14 protein-coding genes and 1 tRNA gene are annotated in these 19,117 nt (G+C 61.0%); 12 read left to right on the plus strand and 3 right to left on the minus strand.

The window, feature by feature from the left end:
- Positions 1 to 45 precede the first annotated feature (45 nt).
- A complete protein-coding gene (locus ABWL43_RS26510; protein WP_404485439.1) occupies positions 46 to 1,275 on the plus strand; it encodes a multifunctional CCA addition/repair protein in 1,230 nt (409 codons plus the stop codon).
- A 191-nt stretch (positions 1,276 to 1,466) separates the two neighbouring features.
- On the opposite strand, the gene folK is transcribed toward ABWL43_RS26510, so the two are convergent.
- Together folK and folB are read right to left on the minus strand one after the other, a co-directional pair.
- The gene (gene folK / locus ABWL43_RS26515; protein WP_145157463.1) at positions 1,467 to 1,985 is read right to left on the minus strand and encodes a 2-amino-4-hydroxy-6-hydroxymethyldihydropteridine diphosphokinase; all 519 of its coding nucleotides are present in this window, start codon (positions 1,983 to 1,985) and stop codon (positions 1,467 to 1,469) included.
- Positions 1,976 to 2,329, minus strand: a complete 354-nt coding sequence (gene folB, locus ABWL43_RS26520) for a dihydroneopterin aldolase (RefSeq protein WP_106575528.1) — start codon at positions 2,327 to 2,329, stop codon at positions 1,976 to 1,978. The genes folK and folB overlap by 10 nt, the downstream gene beginning before the upstream one ends.
- A 72-nt stretch (positions 2,330 to 2,401) precedes the next feature.
- Here folB and plsY point away from each other — a divergent pair, with 72 nt between their 5' ends.
- The gene (plsY, locus tag ABWL43_RS26525) at positions 2,402 to 2,971 is read left to right on the plus strand and encodes a glycerol-3-phosphate 1-O-acyltransferase PlsY (protein ID WP_094951989.1); all 570 of its coding nucleotides are present in this window, start codon (positions 2,402 to 2,404) and stop codon (positions 2,969 to 2,971) included.
- A gap of 32 nt (positions 2,972 to 3,003) precedes the next feature.
- Here plsY and tsaD read toward each other — a convergent pair whose 3' ends face one another.
- The gene (tsaD, locus tag ABWL43_RS26530) at positions 3,004 to 4,029 is read right to left on the minus strand and encodes a tRNA (adenosine(37)-N6)-threonylcarbamoyltransferase complex transferase subunit TsaD (protein WP_106575530.1); all 1,026 of its coding nucleotides are present in this window, start codon (positions 4,027 to 4,029) and stop codon (positions 3,004 to 3,006) included.
- 203 nt (positions 4,030 to 4,232) lie between these two features.
- On the opposite strand from tsaD, the gene rpsU reads away from it, so the two are divergent.
- The 10 genes from rpsU to pqqF all read left to right on the plus strand — a co-directional run bounded on the left by rpsU (position 4,233) and on the right by pqqF (position 19,042).
- On the plus strand, positions 4,233 to 4,448 hold the full coding sequence (gene rpsU, locus ABWL43_RS26535) for a 30S ribosomal protein S21 (RefSeq protein ID WP_002551877.1): 216 nt from the start codon (positions 4,233 to 4,235) through the stop codon (positions 4,446 to 4,448).
- Between the two features lie 443 nt (positions 4,449 to 4,891).
- Positions 4,892 to 6,862: a DNA primase gene (gene dnaG / locus ABWL43_RS26540; protein WP_262209338.1), complete on the plus strand. Its 1,971-nt coding sequence runs from the start codon at positions 4,892 to 4,894 to the stop codon at positions 6,860 to 6,862.
- Between the two features lie 67 nt (positions 6,863 to 6,929).
- Positions 6,930 to 8,780, plus strand: a complete 1,851-nt coding sequence (gene rpoD, locus ABWL43_RS26545; RefSeq protein WP_106575532.1) for an RNA polymerase sigma factor RpoD — start codon at positions 6,930 to 6,932, stop codon at positions 8,778 to 8,780.
- 135 nt (positions 8,781 to 8,915) lie between these two features.
- Positions 8,916 to 12,659, plus strand: a complete 3,744-nt coding sequence (locus ABWL43_RS26550; protein ID WP_404485446.1) for an EAL domain-containing protein — start codon at positions 8,916 to 8,918, stop codon at positions 12,657 to 12,659.
- A gap of 17 nt (positions 12,660 to 12,676) precedes the next feature.
- Positions 12,677 to 12,753: transfer RNA gene (locus ABWL43_RS26555), tRNA-Ile, on the plus strand.
- A 163-nt stretch (positions 12,754 to 12,916) separates the two neighbouring features.
- Positions 12,917 to 13,426 carry a cupin domain-containing protein gene (locus ABWL43_RS26560; protein WP_404485449.1) on the plus strand — a complete coding sequence of 170 codons (510 nt, stop codon included), beginning with the start codon at positions 12,917 to 12,919 and terminating at the stop codon, positions 13,424 to 13,426.
- A gap of 79 nt (positions 13,427 to 13,505) precedes the next feature.
- Positions 13,506 to 13,952, plus strand: a complete 447-nt coding sequence (locus tag ABWL43_RS26565) for an Lrp/AsnC family transcriptional regulator (RefSeq protein ID WP_106575534.1) — start codon at positions 13,506 to 13,508, stop codon at positions 13,950 to 13,952.
- A 167-nt stretch (positions 13,953 to 14,119) separates the two neighbouring features.
- Positions 14,120 to 15,802: an NAD(P)/FAD-dependent oxidoreductase gene (locus ABWL43_RS26570; RefSeq protein ID WP_119737718.1), complete on the plus strand. Its 1,683-nt coding sequence runs from the start codon at positions 14,120 to 14,122 to the stop codon at positions 15,800 to 15,802.
- A 10-nt stretch (positions 15,803 to 15,812) separates the two neighbouring features.
- Entirely contained in the window at positions 15,813 to 16,607 is a 795-nt protein-coding gene (locus tag ABWL43_RS26575) for a carbon-nitrogen hydrolase family protein (RefSeq protein ID WP_404485451.1), read from the plus strand.
- A 59-nt stretch (positions 16,608 to 16,666) separates the two neighbouring features.
- Complete coding sequence (gene pqqF / locus ABWL43_RS26580) at positions 16,667 to 19,042, plus strand: pyrroloquinoline quinone biosynthesis protein PqqF (protein ID WP_404488495.1); 2,376 nt, start codon at positions 16,667 to 16,669, stop codon at positions 19,040 to 19,042.
- Positions 19,043 to 19,117 lie beyond the last annotated feature (75 nt).

The following is a 19,117-nucleotide window of genomic DNA, read 5'->3' on the forward strand; positions in this document are numbered from 1 at the left end:
GGTCAGGCGCAGGCGGTATCCTGTGCCGCTAATGGAGGCTTTTTCATGAAAATCTACACAGTTGGCGGCGCGGTGCGTGATCGTTTGCTCGGCATCGAGGTCACCGACATCGACCGCGTGGTCGTCGGCGCAACCACTGAAGAAATGCTCGCCAAGGGCTACAAGCCGGTGGGTGCTGACTTCCCGGTGTTCCTGGACCCGAAAAACGGCGATGAGTACGCCCTGGCCCGCACCGAGCGCAAGAGTGGCCGGGGTTATGGTGGCTTTGTGTTTCATGCCAGCCCCGAGGTCACACTGGAAGAAGACCTGATGCGTCGCGATCTGACCATCAACGCGATGGCGGAGGACGGCGACGGCAACCTGACCGATCCTTACCACGGCCAGCGCGACCTGCAGGCGCGCATTCTGCGTCATGTTTCCCCGGCGTTCGCCGAAGACCCCTTGCGTGTACTGCGTGTTGCGCGCTTCGCAGCGCGTTATGCCTCCCTGGGTTTCACGGTAGCGCCCGACACGCTCGGACTGATGCGCCAACTCAGTGAGTCCGGCGAGTTGGAAGCCCTGACGCCCGAGCGAAGCTGGAAGGAAATCTCCCGGGCCTTGATGGAAGATCAACCTCAGGTGTTCATCCAGGTGCTGCGCGACTGCCATGCGCTGAAAACCCTGATGCCGGAAGTGGACGCGCTGTTCGGCGTGCCGCAGCCGGAGGCCCATCACCCCGAGATCGACACCGGCCTGCACACCCTGAGCGTGCTGCAACAGGCCGCCCTGCACAAACAACCCCTCACGGTACGCTGGGCCTGCCTGCTGCATGACGTGGGCAAGGGCCTGACGGCTGTGGATAAGTTGCCGCAGCATATTGCTCATGAAAAGACAGGCTTGACGCTGATCAAGGCGGTCAACGAACGCTTCAAGGTTCCAAGGGACTGCCAGGAGCTGGCGCTGCTGGTAGGCCAATATCACACCCATGGCCACCGCGCCCTGGAACTGAAAGCCTCGACATTGCTGGAGCTGCTGCAGAGTTTTGACGTGTATCGCCGGCCGCAGCGCTTTGAGGAATTTGTGGTGAGCTGTGAAATGGATGCACGCGGGCGCAAAGGCCTTGAGCAACGAAGTTATCCACAGGCGGATTATTTACGCGGCGCGGCCAAGGTTGCGCGCGAAGTAGCGGTGGCGCCGTTGCTGGAGAAAGGCTTCAAAGGCCCCGAGCTGGGCGAGGCGCTCAAGCGCGAGCGGCTCAAGGCGCTGAAAGCCTACAAGGAACACCACAACGTGTAGCGAGCAAGCTTTGTGGCGAGCGGGCTTGCCCCGCGTTGGGCTGCGCAGCGGCCCCAGTAAAGACGCCGAGGTTTTCCTGGTAAAACTCAGCGCCTGTTTTGGGGCTGCTACGCAGCCCAACGCGGGGCAAGCCCGCTCGCCACGGGGGATTTGCGAGTCAGCGTCCACCGTTGAATCCGGGCAGGCAGGCGTTACAGAAGATTCGTCGGGGTGAGTTGCTGGTTTTGCCATTCAAACGCGACAGGTGCCAGCACCTGGTCGATCTGCGCATCGCGCCACAGCTCGGCCAATGTCTTGCCCACCTCGGGATGCACGCGATCCGGCGCCATCAACGACAGGGGCCACAGCACAAAGGCGTTTTTGAGGATTTCTGCGCGCGGCAGGATCAAGCCGTCGAAATTCCCGACCAATTCGCCATACAGCAGCACATCGATATCCAGCGGCAGCCCTTTGCGGTCCGGCGCGTAGCGGCCATTGTCGGCCTCGATGAATTTCAACCGGCGATCCAGCTCCATCAACGGCAAATCGGTATAGGCCGACACCACCAGGTTGAAAAACGGCCCGCTTTTGATCCCCACCGGCTGGCTTTCGAACACGGGCGAGCAGCGCATATCCGTCAAGAAGCTCGCCAGCGTATCCAGGCCAGCGCGCAGATGGCGCTCGCGCTCGATATTGCTGCCAAGGCCAAGGTAAACCTGAGTTAGCGACATCCGCGCTCGATCTCCACGCCCACGCCTTTGGCTGCCGGCACGGCACCCGGCTTGGTCAGCTTGAGGCGCAACCAGGGAATCTGGAATTCGCTCATCAGCACTTCGGCCAGGCGTTCGGCGAAGGTTTCTACCAGTTGGTACTGGGACTGCTCGGCAAAGGCCTGAATACGCGCGGATACGCTGGCGTAATCGAGCGCCAGGGTCAGGTCGTCACCCGCAGCGGCAGGGCGATTGTCCCAGGCGAAGCTCAGGTCCAGGCGCAGGCATTGCTTGATGCCGCGCTCCCAGTCGTAGGCCCCGATCACGGTGTCGACTTCCAGGCCTTCGATAAACACTCTGTCCAAGCTCTTCTCCGCAGCACGACAAGGGCGCGTTGCCCCGTTAGAATCAGGGCGTCCTCGCCCGGAATAGTTAGCATGTTTTGGTCACTGGCGATTCTCGCCTACCTGCTCGGCTCGCTGTCCTTCGCCATTTTGCTCAGCCGCCTGACGGGAAATCCCGATCCGCGAATGAGTGGCTCAGGCAATGCCGGTGCCACCAACATGTTGCGCCTGGCCGGCAAAAAACTCGCCGTGCTGACGCTGCTGGGCGATATCTGCAAGGGCCTGTTGCCCGTACTCATCGCCAGCCTCGCCGGCCTCACCCTGCAACAGCAGGCCTGGGTGGGCGTGTGCGCTGTGCTCGGCCATCTGTTTCCGCTGTACTTCCGCTTTCGCGGCGGCAAGGGTGTCGCCACGGCGGCCGGCATGCTGCTGGGGATTTACCCTCCAGCAGCGCTGTTGGCCGTGCTGGCCTGGCTGTTGACGTTCTACCTGACCCGCACCAGCTCATTGGCCGCATTGATCGCCACGCCGCTCACCCTGCCATTGCTGGCCTGGCAGGCGCCTGCAGCGCTGTTGCCGATGAGCGTGCTGACACTGCTGATCGTCTGGCGCCACCGCGGCAATTTACGCGACCTCTTTGCCGGGCGCGAACGGCATTTTTAAATACGTTCGATGAGCCCGGCTCACGTGAGCCCTTACAGCGGTGAAAGTTGCTCCATCGGCCAGCGTGCCTGCACGCTGATCGCCAGGCTTTCATGCTGGCCGGCCTGCAGACGCTGGCAACCGGCGTAGGCGATCATTGCACCGTTGTCGGTGCAGAACTCAGGGCGCGCATAAAACACGTCGCCCTGCATGTCGCCGAGCATTTTTTCCAACGAGGTGCGCAACGCTTTGTTGGCACTGACGCCGCCGGCGATCACCAGGCGCTTCATGCCCGCCTGTTTCAGGGCGCGCTTGCACTTGATGGTCAAAGTCTCCACCACGGCCTGCTGGAACGCCAGTGCGATGTCGCAACGGGCTTGCTCACTGTCGTCCCCGGCGCTGACGCTTTGCTGCCAGGTGTTGAGTGCGGAGGTTTTCAAGCCGCTGAAGCTGAACATCAGGCCCGGGCGATCGCACATTGGACGCGGGAAGGTGTAACGGCCCGGCACGCCTTTTTCGGCGAGACGTGCGATTTCCGGACCGCCCGGATAATTGAGGCCCATCATCTTCGCGGTCTTGTCGAACGCTTCACCGGCGGCATCGTCCAGAGACTCACCCAACAGCGTGTATTGGCCAATCGCATCGACCTGAACCAGCTGCGTATGCCCACCGGAAACCAACAAAGCGACGAACGGGAACTGTGGCGGTGTTTTTTCCAGCATGGGTGCCAGTAAATGGCCTTCCATGTGGTGCACGCCGAGGGCCGGAATGCCCCAGGCAAACGCCAGCGCCTGGGCGCAAGAAGCCCCAACCAGCAGGGCTCCGACCAATCCGGGGCCGGCGGTGTAGGCAATCGCGTCGATCTCGGTCGGCACGCAGCCGGCCTCGTCCAACACCTGGCGAATCAACGGCAGCATGCGCTTGACGTGATCGCGGCTGGCGAGCTCCGGCACCACACCGCCATAGGCGCGGTGCAGGTCGATCTGGCTGAACAGTGCATCGGCCAAAAGCCCGCGTTCACTGTCGTAAAGTGCGACACCGGTTTCGTCGCAGGAGGTTTCAAGTCCCAGTACTAGCATGGGTTTGCGCCTTGTAGAGGCTGAATTCGAAGGCGCGCATAATAGTCGCCACTCCCCCTCCCGACTAGCGGTTTTCGATCAGAGGCTTTGCATTCCGGGCAATGAGGGGTTAACATCCGCAACCCTTAAAAACCGACGACCTCAGCCGCGAATTTTTTGCGACGAGAACGTTGATTCCCGGTAATGAAAGAAGGTAGCTCTGGATGCCAGCCGTCAAAGTAAAAGAGAACGAACCCTTCGACGTAGCTCTGCGTCGTTTCAAGCGCTCCTGCGAAAAAGCCGGTGTTCTGGCTGAAGTTCGTAGCCGCGAATTTTATGAGAAGCCAACTTCTGAGCGTAAGCGCAAAGCAGCAGCCGCTGTTAAGCGTCACGCTAAGAAAGTTCAGCGCGAGCAGCGCCGCGCCGTTCGTCTGTACTAATACACAGACTTACGTAGCAAGCTTCTGCCAAGCCCGGCCCTCAGCCGGGCTATTGGCATTTGCGGATATCGCTTGATGCTTCACCGTCGACGCCGCACACGCGACCGAGACACTGCTTCACACGTCAGGACTGGCTCTTTTGCCAGCGGTGCGCGTCTCTTCTGACGAGCCTAACAAGGCTACTGACGAGCACACTCATTCTTCAAACAGACGATCAACCGTGTCGGCTGTGCCCAACGATGCGTTTCCGAGGCCCGCCATTGGCCAACACCGGACGCCCGGGCAACATTTCCAGGCCGAACACTGATAGAAATTAACGTCAGTGAATGTTCGGCAGATACACTCCCTGACAGCCCAACCAGACGACAGTTGATCGAGCCGCACAATGTGTGCGCCTGAACACTTCGCGGGCCTCATTGATACGCAGTGATGACGAGAACGCCATGGCCGGGCTAATTCCCCAGAGCTTTATTGACGACCTTCTGAACCGCACCGACATCGTCGATGTTGTCAGCTCGCGTGTGCAACTGAAAAAAGCCGGCAAGAACTACACCGCCTGCTGCCCGTTCCACAAAGAAAAGACTCCCTCGTTCAGCGTCAGCCCCGACAAGCAGTTCTACTACTGCTTCGGCTGCGGCGCGGGCGGCAATGCCCTCGGCTTTCTCATGGACCACGACAACCTGGACTTCCCCCAGGCTATCGAGGACCTGGCCAAAGCCGCCGGCATGGAAATCCCCCGCGAAGAAAGTGGCCGCACGCACAAACCGCGGCAGCCCACCGACTCGCCGCTGTACCCGCTGCTGACGGCCGCTGCCGACTTCTACCGCCAGGCGCTCAAAAGCCATCCGCAGCGCAAGGCCGCTGTCGAATACCTCAAGGGTCGCGGCCTTACCGGTGAAATTGCCCGGGACTTCGGCCTGGGTTTCGCGCCGCCAGGCTGGGATAACCTCTACAAGCACCTGAGCAGCGACACCCTGCAGCAGAAAGCCATGATCGACGCCGGCCTGCTGGTGGAAAACGCCGAGACCGGCAAGCGCTATGACCGCTTCCGCGACCGCGTGATGTTTCCGATCCGCGACAGCCGTGGCCGGATCATCGCGTTCGGCGGCCGAGTGCTCGGCGACGACAAACCCAAGTACCTGAACTCCCCGGAAACCCCGGTGTTTCACAAGGGTCAGGAACTCTACGGTCTGTTCGAAGCGCGTAAAAACAACCGCAACCTCGATGAAATCATCGTGGTTGAGGGCTACATGGACGTGATCGCCCTCGCCCAGCAAGGACTGCGCAATGCCGTAGCCACCCTGGGCACCGCCACCAGCGAAGAACACATGAAGCGCCTGTTTCGCGTGGTGCCCAGCGTGCTGTTCTGCTTCGACGGCGATCAGGCCGGCCGCAACGCCGCCTGGCGCGCGCTCGAAGCCACGCTGTCGAGCCTGCAGGATGGCCGCCGTGCACGTTTCCTGTTTTTGCCCGAAGGTGAAGACCCGGACACCCTGGTGCGCTCCGAAGGCACCGATGCGTTCCGCGCGCGCATCAATCAACATGCGCAGCCGCTGGCCGACTATTTCTTCCAGCAATTGACCGAAGAAGCCGATCCGCGGTCCCTTGAAGGCAAGGCCCACATGGCCACGCTCGCGGCACCGTTGATCGACAAAGTACCGGGCGCCAACCTGAAGTCACTGATGCGCATGCGCCTGCTGGAAATCACCGGTTTGAGCGGCGAGGCCGTCAGCCAGCTGGTGCACAACGCGCCGCAAGACGCACCGCCGGCTTACGACCCAGGCATGGATTACGACGCCATGCCGGACTACTCGGACTTTCACCAACCGCAGGAGGCCTACGCGCCCCAGCAGGAGTGGACACCGAAGAAACCCGGCGCCGGCGGCAAGAAATGGGACAAGAAACCCTGGAGCAAGAACGGCAAGCGCGGCGATCGTGATGAGGCCTACGCGCCACGCACGCCGGTGGCGGTGGAAGCCCCTACGCTGATTGCGTTGCGTACGCTGATCCACTACCCGCAATTGGCGAAGAAAGTTGAGAGCGCCGATCATTTTGCCAACGAGAGCAACACTTACGCTCAGGTACTGATCGCCTTGATCGAGGCGGTACAGAAAAATCCTAAGCTAAACTCAATTCAGTTGATGGCTCGCTGGCATGGCACCGAACAAGGCCGCCTCTTGAAAGCACTCGCAGAAAAGGAGTGGCTAATTGACGGCGATAACCTTGAACAACAGTTTTTAGACACCATTACTAGGTTATCCGCGGGTCAGCACACGCAGACCCTCGATGAACTCATCAAGAGAGCAAGGCAGCCGGGATTATCGGCTGAAGAGCAGATTCAGATAGCAAAACAGATGCGCGACCTCTTAAAACAGAATGTTTCCGCATCAAACCCGACCTCAGCTGGCGTGTGAGGTCATAGCTCGGGTATAATCCTCGGCTTGTTTTTTGCCCGCCAAGACCTTCAGTGGATAGGGTGTTATGTCCGGAAAAGCGCAACAGCAGTCTCGTATCAAAGAGTTGATCACACTGGGTCGTGAGCAGGGTTACCTGACTTACGCCGAGGTCAACGACCACCTGCCTGAGGATATTTCAGATCCAGAGCAGGTGGAAGACATCATCCGCATGATTAACGACATGGGGATCAACGTATTCGAAACTGCGCCAGATAAGGATTCCCTTATGCTGGCCGACGCCGATACTGACGAGGCTGCGGCCGAAGAGGCAGCAGCAGCGTTGGCAGCAGTGGAGACCGATATCGGTCGCACGACGGACCCTGTGCGCATGTACATGCGTGAAATGGGTACGGTCGAGTTGCTGACACGCGAAGGCGAAATTGAAATCGCCAAGCGTATCGAAGAGGGCATCCGTGAAGTGATGGGCGCAATTGCGCACTTCCCTGGCACGGTTGACCACATTCTCTCCGAGTACACCCGCGTTACCACCGAAGGTGGCCGTCTGTCCGACGTTCTGAGCGGTTATATCGACCCGGACGATGGCATTGCGCCGCCTGCTGCCGAAGTACCGCCGCCTGTCGATGCGAAAGCCGCGAAAGCCGACGACGATTCCGAAGACGACGATGCTGAAGCCAGCAGCGACGACGAAGATGAAGTTGAAAGCGGTCCGGACCCGATCATCGCGGCCCAGCGTTTCGGTGCGGTTTCCGATCAAATGGAAATCACCCGTAAGGCGCTGAAAAAGCACGGTCGCGGCAACAAGCAGGCCATTGCCGAGCTGATCGCCCTGGCTGAGCTGTTCATGCCGATCAAGCTGGTGCCGAAGCAATTCGAAGGCCTGGTTGAACGTGTTCGCAGTGCCCTTGAGCGCCTGCGTGCCCAAGAGCGCGCAATCATGCAGCTCTGCGTACGTGATGCGCGCATGCCGCGTGCTGACTTCCTGCGCCAGTTCCCGGGCAACGAAGTTGACGAAAGCTGGACCGACGCACTGGCCAAAGGCAAGGCGAAATACGCCGAAGCCATTGGTCGTCTGCAGCCCGATATCATCCGTTGCCAGCAGAAGCTGACTGCGCTTGAGACTGAAACCGGTCTGACGATTGCCGAAATCAAGGACATCAACCGTCGCATGTCGATCGGTGAGGCCAAAGCCCGCCGCGCGAAGAAAGAGATGGTTGAAGCGAACTTGCGTCTGGTGATCTCCATCGCCAAGAAGTACACCAACCGTGGCCTGCAGTTCCTCGATCTGATCCAGGAAGGCAACATCGGCTTGATGAAGGCTGTGGACAAGTTCGAATACCGTCGCGGCTACAAGTTCTCGACTTATGCCACCTGGTGGATCCGTCAGGCGATCACTCGCTCGATCGCCGACCAGGCCCGCACCATCCGTATTCCGGTGCACATGATCGAGACGATCAACAAGCTCAACCGTATTTCCCGGCAGATGTTGCAGGAAATGGGTCGCGAACCGACCCCGGAAGAGCTGGGCGAACGCATGGAAATGCCTGAGGATAAAATCCGCAAGGTATTGAAGATCGCTAAAGAGCCGATCTCTATGGAAACGCCGATTGGTGATGACGAAGACTCCCATCTGGGTGACTTCATCGAAGACTCGACCATGCAGTCGCCAATCGATGTCGCCACTGTTGAGAGCCTGAAAGAAGCGACTCGCGACGTACTGTCCGGCCTCACTGCCCGTGAAGCCAAGGTACTGCGCATGCGTTTCGGCATCGACATGAATACCGACCACACCCTTGAGGAAGTCGGTAAGCAGTTTGACGTGACCCGTGAGCGGATCCGGCAGATCGAAGCCAAGGCACTGCGCAAGCTGCGCCACCCGACGCGAAGCGAGCATCTGCGCTCCTTCCTCGACGAGTGATACCAGAACCCCCGGCCCAGGCCGGGGGTTTTGCTTTGTGCAGATCACTTTCTACAGATTAACTGCCGCGCGCCCCCCCTCCCCCGCAATGCCCGTCTACACTCGAAATATTCCCCGTGCCATAACGAGACCGTTATGCCCAGACTGCCGACCGTGATACTGCTGTCGCTGCTCACCTGGACCGCAACGGCTGGCGCGTTGACTCTCACCGATGAAGAGCGTGGCTGGCTGGCGGACCATCAGGAGCTGCGACTGGGAGTGGACACCTCTTGGCCACCCTTCGAATACCGTGACGAAAATGGCCGTTATCAGGGCCTTGCCGCCGACTACATACGCCTGATCCAGGACCGCCTGGGCGTCAGGATCAACCTGATCGAGCCCGCCAACTGGACCGCCGTGCTCGAACAGGCCAAAAACAACCAGCTCGACCTGCTGCCCGGCATCATGTCCACCCCGGAGCGCCAGGGCTTCCTGGCCTTCACACGGCCTTATCTGGACTTTCCCATTGTCATCCTCGCCCACGAAGGCGGCGCCAAACCGCGCAACCTCAAGGACCTTTACGGGCTGAAGATCGCCGTGGTGGAGAACTACGCGCCCCACGAATTGCTGCGCACCCACCATCCCGACCTCAACCTGGTGGCCATGCCCAACGTCAGCTCGACGCTGCAAGCCCTGGCCACCGATGAAGTGGATGCCGTCGTCGGTGACCTTGCCTCCAGCGTCTGGAGCCTGCGCCAACTCAAACTCGATGGCTTATACGTCAGCGGTGAAACGCCCTACCGCTATCAACTGGCAATGGCCGTACCGCGCGATGAGAAAATGCTGGTGGGTATCCTGGACAAGGTGCTCGCCGACCTCAGTTCGGACGAAACCGACGCCATCCAGCAACACTGGGTAGGCAGCTTCACCGATCACCGCATGTTCTGGGCCGACCTGCTGATGTACGGCCTGCCAGCCGTGCTGCTGTTGAGTACCGTGCTGGCCATCGTGATTCGGATCAATCGTCGGCTCAGTTCGGAAATATCCCGGCGGGTTGCCCTTGAGCAAGAACTGCGCAGCAGCGAATACCACTACCGCGGCCTGGTGGAGAGCCTGTCCGCCATCGCTTGGGAAGCCAGCATCACGGACTTCACCTACAGCTATGTGTCGCCGCATGCCGAAGAGCTGCTCGGCTACCCCCGCGCGCATTGGCTGATTCCTGGGTTCTGGCGCAACATCATCCACCCCGCCGACCTGACGCGCGCCGAGGCTTACTGCTACCGGGAAACCCGCGCCAACCGCGACCACAGCCTCGATTACCGAGTCATCACGGCGGACGGGCGCTGCCTGTGGGTACGTGACATTGTCAGCCTTATCGAACACGGGCATGAGCCGGTGCTGCGCGGCTTGATGATCGATATCAGCGAAGCCAAGCGCACCGAAGAAGCCCTGCAGCTTTCCGAGCAGAAATTTGCCTCGGTGTTCCAGCAATGCCCGGACATCCTGGTGATTGCGCGGATGTCCGATGGCTGCCTGCTGGAGGTCAACAAGGCGTTCGAAGACCAGATCGGCCTGAGCGCCGAGCAAGTGGTGGGCAAGACCGCCACAGAACTGAATATCTGGGGCATTCAGGGCGTCGGGCCCGACCTGTTGCAACGCGTGCAGACCACCAGCATCCGCAACCTCGAAATGTCGTTCCGACGCAGCAACGGCCAGGCGTTTACCGGGCTGATCTCGGCGCAACCGTTCCAACTCGACACCACCGAAGCCCTGGTGGTGGTGGTGCGCGATATCACCCAGCTCAAAGAAACCCAGCAACAGCTGCAAACGTCCGAAGAGAAATTCGCCAAAGCCTTCCACGCCTCACCCGATGGCCTGCTGCTGAGCCGTCAACGTGACGGGCTGCTGATTGAAGTGAATGAGGGCTTCAGCCGTATTACCGGTTTCACCAGTGTGACCTCGCTCGACCAGTCAACCCTGGACCTGGGTATCTGGGTCGACCTCAACGAACGCAAACACATGTTGGAGCTGATGCAGCGCGACGGGTTTGTGCGCGATTTCGTCTGCCATATACGCCGCAACGACGGGCAGATTCGCCTCTGCGAAGTGTCCAGTCGCCCACTGCCGATCGGCGATGAAGATTGCATGTTGACCATTGCGCGAGACATCACCGAACGCCAATTCATGCAGGAAAAACTGCAACAGGCCGCCACGGTGTTTGAGAGCACTGCCGAAGGTGTGTTGATCACCGACACCCGGCAGAACATCAGTGCCGTCAACCGCGCGTTCAGCGAAATCACCGGTTACAGCGAAGCCGAAGCCCTTGGCAGCACGCCGCGCCTGCTCGCCTCCGGCCTGCACGACAGCGCCTTCTATGCAGCCATGTGGCACCAGTTGACCGCCCACGGGCACTGGCAGGGCGAGATTTCCAACCGCCGCAAGAACGGCGAGCTGTACCCCAGTTGGCTGACCATCAGTGCCGTGCGCAACCGTGAGCAATTGATCACCCACTTTGTCGCCGTGTTTGCCGACATCTCCAGCCTCAAGCACGCCCAGGCGCGCCTCGACTACCAGGCACACCATGACCCACTGACCGGCTTGCCCAACCGCACCCTGTTCGAAAGCCGGTTGCAGGCCGCACTGAATGGCCAGCAGGAAAGCGGCAACCAAGGCGCCGTGCTGTTTCTGGACCTGGACCGTTTCAAACACATCAACGACAGCCTTGGCCACCCCATCGGCGACCTGCTGCTCAAGGACATCGCCGTGCGCCTCAAGGAGCAACTGCGCGATGTCGACACCGTGGCACGCCTGGGCGGCGACGAATTCATCATCCTGCTGCCCGGCCTGCAACACGCCAGCGATGCCGCGCACCTGGCCAACAAGCTGCTCGCCTGCTTCACCCCGCCGTTCCAGGCCGGCGAGCACGAGTTCTTTATCAGCGCGAGTATCGGCACCAGCCTGTACCCACAGGACGGCACTGACGTCGCCACCCTGGTGAAAAACGCCGACGCGGCGATGTACCGCTCCAAGGCCAAGGGCCGCAACCGCGTCGAAAGCTACACCCGTGACCTCACCGCCCAAGCCAACGAGCGCGTGGCCCTGGAACACGAACTGCGCCGCGCCATCGAACGTGACGAACTGAGCCTGTATTACCAACCCAAGCTGAGCCTGGCGACCCACGAACTGATCGGCGCCGAAGCCCTGATCCGCTGGCGCCATCCAACCTTTGGCGACGTGCCGCCTGAGCATTTCATCCCCCTCGCCGAAGAAAACGGCATGATCCTGCAGATCGGCGATTGGGTACTGGAACAGGCCTGCCAACAACTGCACGCCTGGCAAACGGTTTATGAGGATTTCGGCCCACTGTCGGTCAACCTCGCCGGCGCACAACTGCGCCACCCCAACCTGCTCGCGCGCATTGAACAGCTGCTGCGCGACTACCGTCTGGAGCCCGGCTGCCTGCAATTGGAGATCACCGAAAACTTCATCATGAGCCAGGCCGAGGAAGCCCTGGAAGTGCTGCACCAACTCAAACGCCTGGGCGTGCAGCTGGCGATTGACGATTTCGGCACCGGCTATTCATCCCTCAGCTACCTCAAGCGCTTGCCGCTGGATTTTCTCAAGATCGACCAGTCCTTCGTGCGCGGCTTGCCCGACGATCCGCACGACGCCGCCATCGTGCGCGCCATCATCGCCCTGGGCCACAGCATGCAATTCACCATCATCGCCGAAGGCGTGGAAAACCCCGCGCAACAAGCCTTTCTTGCCGCCGAAGGCTGTGAACAGATGCAAGGCTACATCGTCAGCCTGCCCCTGCCGCCCGAGCTTTTTGCCGAGGCTTTTCTTCATCTGAGGGTTTCAGACTTTTCGGATGGCACAGCGGGGAAACCATCGTTATAATCCGCGACCTGTTACAAGGGCCTATAGCTCAGTTGGTCAGAGCAGAGGACTCATAATCCTTTGGTCCACGGTTCAAGTCCGTGTGGGCCCACCAAACAAAAAAGCCGCGCACTGCGCGGCTTTCGCGTGTCTGGCGTATGGAAAAGGCGACGCTGACTCCCACGCCTTTGTCAGCAATGAAAGATTTGTTAATTGTCCTCAACTGCTGCGGCACAGACCATGGCCGGCCACTCAACCAGTACGAGGAACCCGGCTCCATGCCTCAGGCCAACCGTTCACCCCGCGCCTTTTTTACCCTCAGCCTGCGCACCGCAGGCGCTCTCGCCATCACCCTTGCAACCCTCGGCAACGCACACGCAGCATCGCCCGCGCCGGCCACCATCAAGGCGTACAAGCTCTGCACAGGCGCAGACAACGCCTCGCACGTTTTGGAGGGCACCATCGACCCGAGCATGCGCAACGACGTCACTGCCATTCATTTCAAGACAACCCCGGCGCACGCTTCTTACGATTGGCATAACGATCCCGAGCCGCAGTACGTCATGACACTCTCCGGCACCTTGGCCTTCGCCACCCGAGGCGGCGAGACGTTCACCCTGCACCCCGGTGAAGTGCTGGTCGCCGAAGACAACACCGGCACCGGCCATCGTTGGAAGCTGATCGACGACCAGCCATGGCGCCGTGGCTACGTGGTGCTCAAGCCTGGCGCGCCGGACTCGTTTATCCCGAACGATCCCGCCGCCGCGAAAGTCTGCAAGGCGCCTTAATCTCGCAGATCGCAGCGCTCCAGACGGGCGCAAGCCTGTAACATGGCGACCCATTGCCGCCCGCACTGGAGCCCTGCCCTTGCCCGTCCTCGATGAAATCGATCGCCAACTGATCGCCGCCTTGCAAATCAACGCCCGCGAAAGCGTGGCCATGCTTGCCCGGCAGTTGGGCATTGCGCGCACCACGGTGACGTCGCGTCTGGCGCGCCTGGAGAAAACCCAGGTGATTACCGGCTATGGCGTGCGCCTCGGGCAGCGTGTGGTCGATGGTGGTTTGCAGGCGTATGTCGGGATCACCGTGCAAGCGCGCTCGGGCAAGGAAGTGTTGCGTCGGTTGAGTGCAATGGCGCAGGTGCAGCAGCTGTGTGCGGTGAGTGGCGAATTTGATTACGTGGCCTGGCTGCGCACCGATTCACCGGAGCAACTGGATCAATTGCTGGACCAGATCGGCAGTGTCGACGGCGTGGAAAAAACCACCACGTCGATCATCCTCAGTAACAAATTGGACCGTGGCCAGCCAGTCTGACCACCCTCTTCGTCACTCTGACTGAAAACAATCCAATACGACGACACTTTGCGTCTTATTAACGAACGCTACGCTCCCTAAACTGGCTGCCATCTTTTCCTATACTCAACGGGCCACATCCCGCCGAGTCGCCAGTAAGGTCAGCCATGAGCATTCCGTCCAGCACCATCAGCAAGACCCATCGCCACCCCGCCGACGGTAAAAAGCCCATCACCATCTTTGGCCCGGACTTTCCGTTTGCCTTTGATGACTGGATTGAGCATCCGGCCGGCCTGGGCAGCATTCCGGCCGCCAACCATGGCGCCGAAGTGGCGATTGTCGGTGCGGGGATCGCGGGCCTGGTGGCCGCTTACGAGCTGATGAAGCTGGGCCTCAAGCCGGTGGTGTATGAAGCCTCGAAAATGGGCGGCCGCTTGCGCTCCCAGGCGTTTGAAGGGGCCGAGGGCATCATCGCCGAGCTGGGCGGCATGCGTTTTCCGGTGTCGTCGACCGCGTTCTACCACTATGTGGACAAGCTCGGGCTGGAGACCAAACCCTTCCCCAACCCGCTGACGCCGGCCTCCGGCAGCACGGTGATCGACCTCGAAGGCCAGACACACTACGCGCAAAAGCTCTCGGACTTGCCGGTGCTGTTCCAGGAAGTTGCCGACGCCTGGGCCGATGCGCTGGAAGCCGGTTCGCAGTTCGGTGATATCCAGCAAGCCATCCGCGACCGCGACGTGCCGCGCCTCAAAGCGTTGTGGAATAAGCTGGTGCCGCTGTGGGACGACCGCACCTTTTATGACTTCGTCGCCACGTCCAAGGCCTTTGCCAAACTCTCGTTTGCGCACCGCGAAGTGTTTGGCCAGGTAGGTTTCGGCACCGGTGGCTGGGACTCGGATTTCCCCAACTCGATGCTCGAAATTTTCCGCGTGGTGATGACCAACTGCGACGACCACCAGCACCTGGTCGTCGGCGGCGTGGCGCAAGTGCCCATGGGCATCTGGCGCCACGTGCCGGAGCGTTGTGCGCACTGGCCGGCCGGCACCAGCCTCAGCTCGTTGCATCGCGGCGCGCCACGGGCCGGTGTGAGCCGCATCGCCCACGCCGCCGATGGCCGCTTCGCCGTGACCGACAACTACGGCGACACCCGTGAATACGCCGCCGTGCTGACCACCTGCCAAAGCTGGTTGCTGACCACCCAGATCGAATGCGACGAGACCCTGTTCTCGCAAAAAATGTGGATGGCCCTGGACCGCACCCGTTACATGCAGTCGTCGAAAACCTTCGTGATGGTCGACCGCCCGTTCTGGAAAGACAAAGACCCGGAAACTGGCCGCGACCTGATGAGCATGACCCTCACTGATCGCCTGACCCGTGGCACTTACCTGTTCGACAACGGCGACGACAAGCCGGGCGTGATTTGCCTGTCGTACTCGTGGATGAGCGACGCGTTGAAAATGCTCCCGCAGCCCATCGACAAGCGAGTGAAACTGGCCCTCGACGCCCTGAAAAAGATCTACCCGAAAGTCGATATCAAGGCGCGCATCATCGGCGACCCGATCACTGTGTCGTGGGAAGCCGACCCGCATTTCCTCGGGGCTTTCAAAGGCGCGCTGCCCGGCCACTATCGCTACAACCAGCGGATGTATGCGCACTTCATGCAGAAGGACATGCCCGCTGAACAACGTGGAATTTTCATCGCCGGTGACGACGTGTCCTGGACGCCGGCCTGGGTCGAAGGCGCGGTGCAAACCTCGCTGAACGCGGTGTGGGGCATCATGACCCACTTCGGCGGCAGCACGCATCCGGAGAACCCGGGCCCAGGTGATGTCTTTGACGAAATCGGCCCGATTGCCCTGGCCGATTAAGGAGTTGAGCATGCGCGTTGCCCTGTACCAATGCCCGCCGCTGCCACTGGATGTGGCCGGTAACCTCAAGCGCCTGCACCCACTGGCGCATGAGGCCTCGGATGCCGATGTGCTGGTGCTGCCGGAGATGTTTCTCAGCGGCTACAACATCGGCGCCGAAGCGGTCGGCGCCCTTGCCGAACCTCAGGATGGGCCGTCCGCGCAAGCGATTGCCACACTCGCCAAAAGCGCCGGGTTGGCGATTCTGTACGGCTACCCGGAGCGGGCCGAGGACGGGCGGATCTACAACGCCGTGCAGTTGATCGACGCCCACGGCCAGCGCCTGTGCAACTACCGCAAGACTCACTTGTTTGGCGACCTGGACCACTCGATGTTCAGTGCTGGGGAAGATGATTTCCCGTTGGTGGAATTGAACGGCTGGAAGCTTGGCTTCTTGATCTGCTACGACCTGGAATTTCCGGAAAATACCCGTCGCCTGGCGCTGGCCGGTGCCGAGTTGATCCTGGTGCCGACTGCCAATATGGTGCCGTTCGACTTTGTCGCCGACGTCACCGTGCGGGCGCGGGCCTTTGAAAACCAGTGTTATGTGGCGTACGCCAACTACTGCGGGCAGGAAGGCGAGATTCAATATTGCGGGCAAAGCAGCATCGCCGCGCCGAATGGGCAGCGCATCGCCCAGGCCGGGCTGGATGAGACATTGATCGTCGGGGCGCTGGACCGCCAGTCCATCCTCGACGCCCGCGCCGCCAACCACTACCTGCAAGACCGTCGCCCCGAGTTGTACGGCGCACTGCACAAGCCCTGACCCAGCCGGTTCGCCAGCGGTTTGATAACATGGCCACCTCCTACGTTTCGGAAGTGCCCATGCCTGCGCCGGCCCACCCTCATCACCTTCACCTGACCCTGGCCAATGGCCTGCGGGTTACCCTGCGCCATGCGCCACGTCTGAAGCGTTGCGCTGCGGTGCTGCGCGTGGCTGCCGGCAGCCATGACGTGCCCTTGGCCTGGCCGGGGCTGGCGCACTTTCTTGAGCATTTGTTGTTTCTCGGCACGCAGCGTTTTCCCGCAAATGAAGGGCTGATGGCCTACGTGCAGCGCCATGGCGGGCAGGTCAACGCGAGTACCCGGGAGCGTACGACGGACTTCTTCTTTGAATTGCCGCTGGCGACCTTTGCCGACGGGCTTGAGCGCCTGGCGGACATGCTGGCTCACCCGCGCCTGGCGATTGAAGACCAGTTGCGTGAGCGCGAAGTGTTGCACGCAGAGTTCGTTGCATGGTCCCAGGATGCCCAGGCTCAGCAGCAGGTCGCGCTGCTGGAGGGCTTGGCCGCCGATCATCCACTGCGCGGTTTTCACGCCGGCAACCGGGACAGCCTGCCGGTGGAGCGTGAGGCATTTCAGCAAGCACTGCGCGAATTTCACACGCACTTTTATCAGAGCGGGCAGATGACGTTGAGCCTGGCCGGCCCGCAGCCGCTGGACGAGCTGGAAGCCTTGGCGCAGCGATTCAGCGAGGCACTGGCTTGCGGGCCTTTGCACCCACAGGCCGAGCCGCCTGCGCTGTTGCCCGATCAAGCAGTGAGTTATCAATACACCGCCAATAATCATCGGCACCACGTCATTGCCTGTGATGTGCCCCGTGAAGCGTTGGATTTTCTCTGCACCTGGCTCAACGCCCCGGCGCCCGGCGGCTTACTGGCCGAGCTGCAGACGCGAAACCTGGCCCACGCACTGCACGCGTCCGTGCTGTATCACTTCGCCGGGCAAGCGCTGCTGGATATCGACTTTTCCCTCTTCGCTCAAGACGGGTCGGCTACTCAGGTCGAAGCGTTATTGCACGACTGGTTGAGCTTTTTCGCACAGAGCGACTGGACGCCATTGCGAGAAGAGTTCGCCTTGCTGAACGCTCGCCAGCAACAAATCCAGGGCGCCCTGGCGCTGGCCCGCAACGACAGCGAGGATCTATCGGAACAGGGCGTGGCGGCCCTGAAAAATCTGCTCGATTCACTGCACCTGCCGCCCTCCGAGCATGCCTGGCAACTGCCGCCCAACAACCCCTTCCTGCGCCCAGCGGTCAAGCAAGCGCGCGCCGGCCTGATTCGCGGCCAAACCAGCGCCCACCGTGGCTTGCGCACGTTCGCCCAGGATCGCTCGCGGGGACGACGGGAAGTGTCGGCGCTGACGTTCAGCCAGGCCTTGGCGGATGACACCAACGAAGGCGCGCTGTACCTGCAATGGCGCTTTGATTCGTTGGTACCCGCAGGCCTGGAACATGCGTTGCAGCCGTTGCGTGAGCAGGCCCGTCAGGCGGGCGTCGAATTGGCCTTCGAAACCCTCGGCAATGAATGGCGCGTGAAAATAGTCGGCCTTCACGAACCAATCGCGGCTGTGGTCGAGGCGCTGGCGCTTAACCTCAGCCAGTCCGATGGGCCGCTGCCGTCACCCGCACAAACGCCGATGATTGCCATTCGGGAGCTGCTCAAGGCGTTGCCTGTGTGCTGTGCCGGCATCGCTTCCGGGGCCGGCGAGACGCCATCGTCATGGACCACCGCGCGTTGGCAGGGCCTGGGCACAGGTTTGCCCGCTGCCAGTGAAGCGGCGATCAAAACCGCAGCCGCGCGATTGCCAGGCCAGCCGGGAAGCTTCGAACACACGCCGAAAACCCTCGACGGCCAGCGGCTCTGGCACGAAGTGAACACCGACTCCCGCGAAGCCGCGTTGCTGCTGTTTTGCCCTACGCCAAGCCAATCCCTGGCCGATGAAGCGGCATGGCGACTGCTCGGGCATCTGCTCCAGGGGCCGTTTTACCAAAAACTGCGCGTCGAACTGCAAATCGGCTACGCCGTGTTCAGCGGCATCCGACAGATCAACGGGCAAACCGGCCTGCTGTTTGGCGTGCAATCACCCAGCGTATCCCTGGCCGGGATCTTCGAGCACGTGCAGACCTTCCTGGTGCAGCTTCCGGCATTGATCGACAACAGCGCCGAACTGGGCAACCAAACCCTGGCAGAGCAATTCACGGCCCAGGCATTACAGGTCGCCCAAGCCGCCGAGTTGCTCTGGCAGGCGCATCTGGCTGGCCATTCGTCGGGTTATCTGGCGCCACTTCAGCAGTTGATACAAACCTGCACGCGCGAGGATCTGCAGCGTGCCGCAGGGCAACTCAATGACGCTGCAGGCGGTTGGCGCTGTGTGACCAACGGCCCGCCCATCAACGGTTCCTGGCAAACGGCAGGCTGATCATTGCTGGCCCTGCAAAAGGCTTTTGCCACCAAGACAGCGCTAACTTGAAAAGAATTGCGTAACATTCATCCG

Origin of the sequence: Pseudomonas sp. HT11 (genome assembly GCF_044875395.1) — a bacterium.
GTDB lineage: Bacteria > Pseudomonadota > Gammaproteobacteria > Pseudomonadales > Pseudomonadaceae > Aquipseudomonas.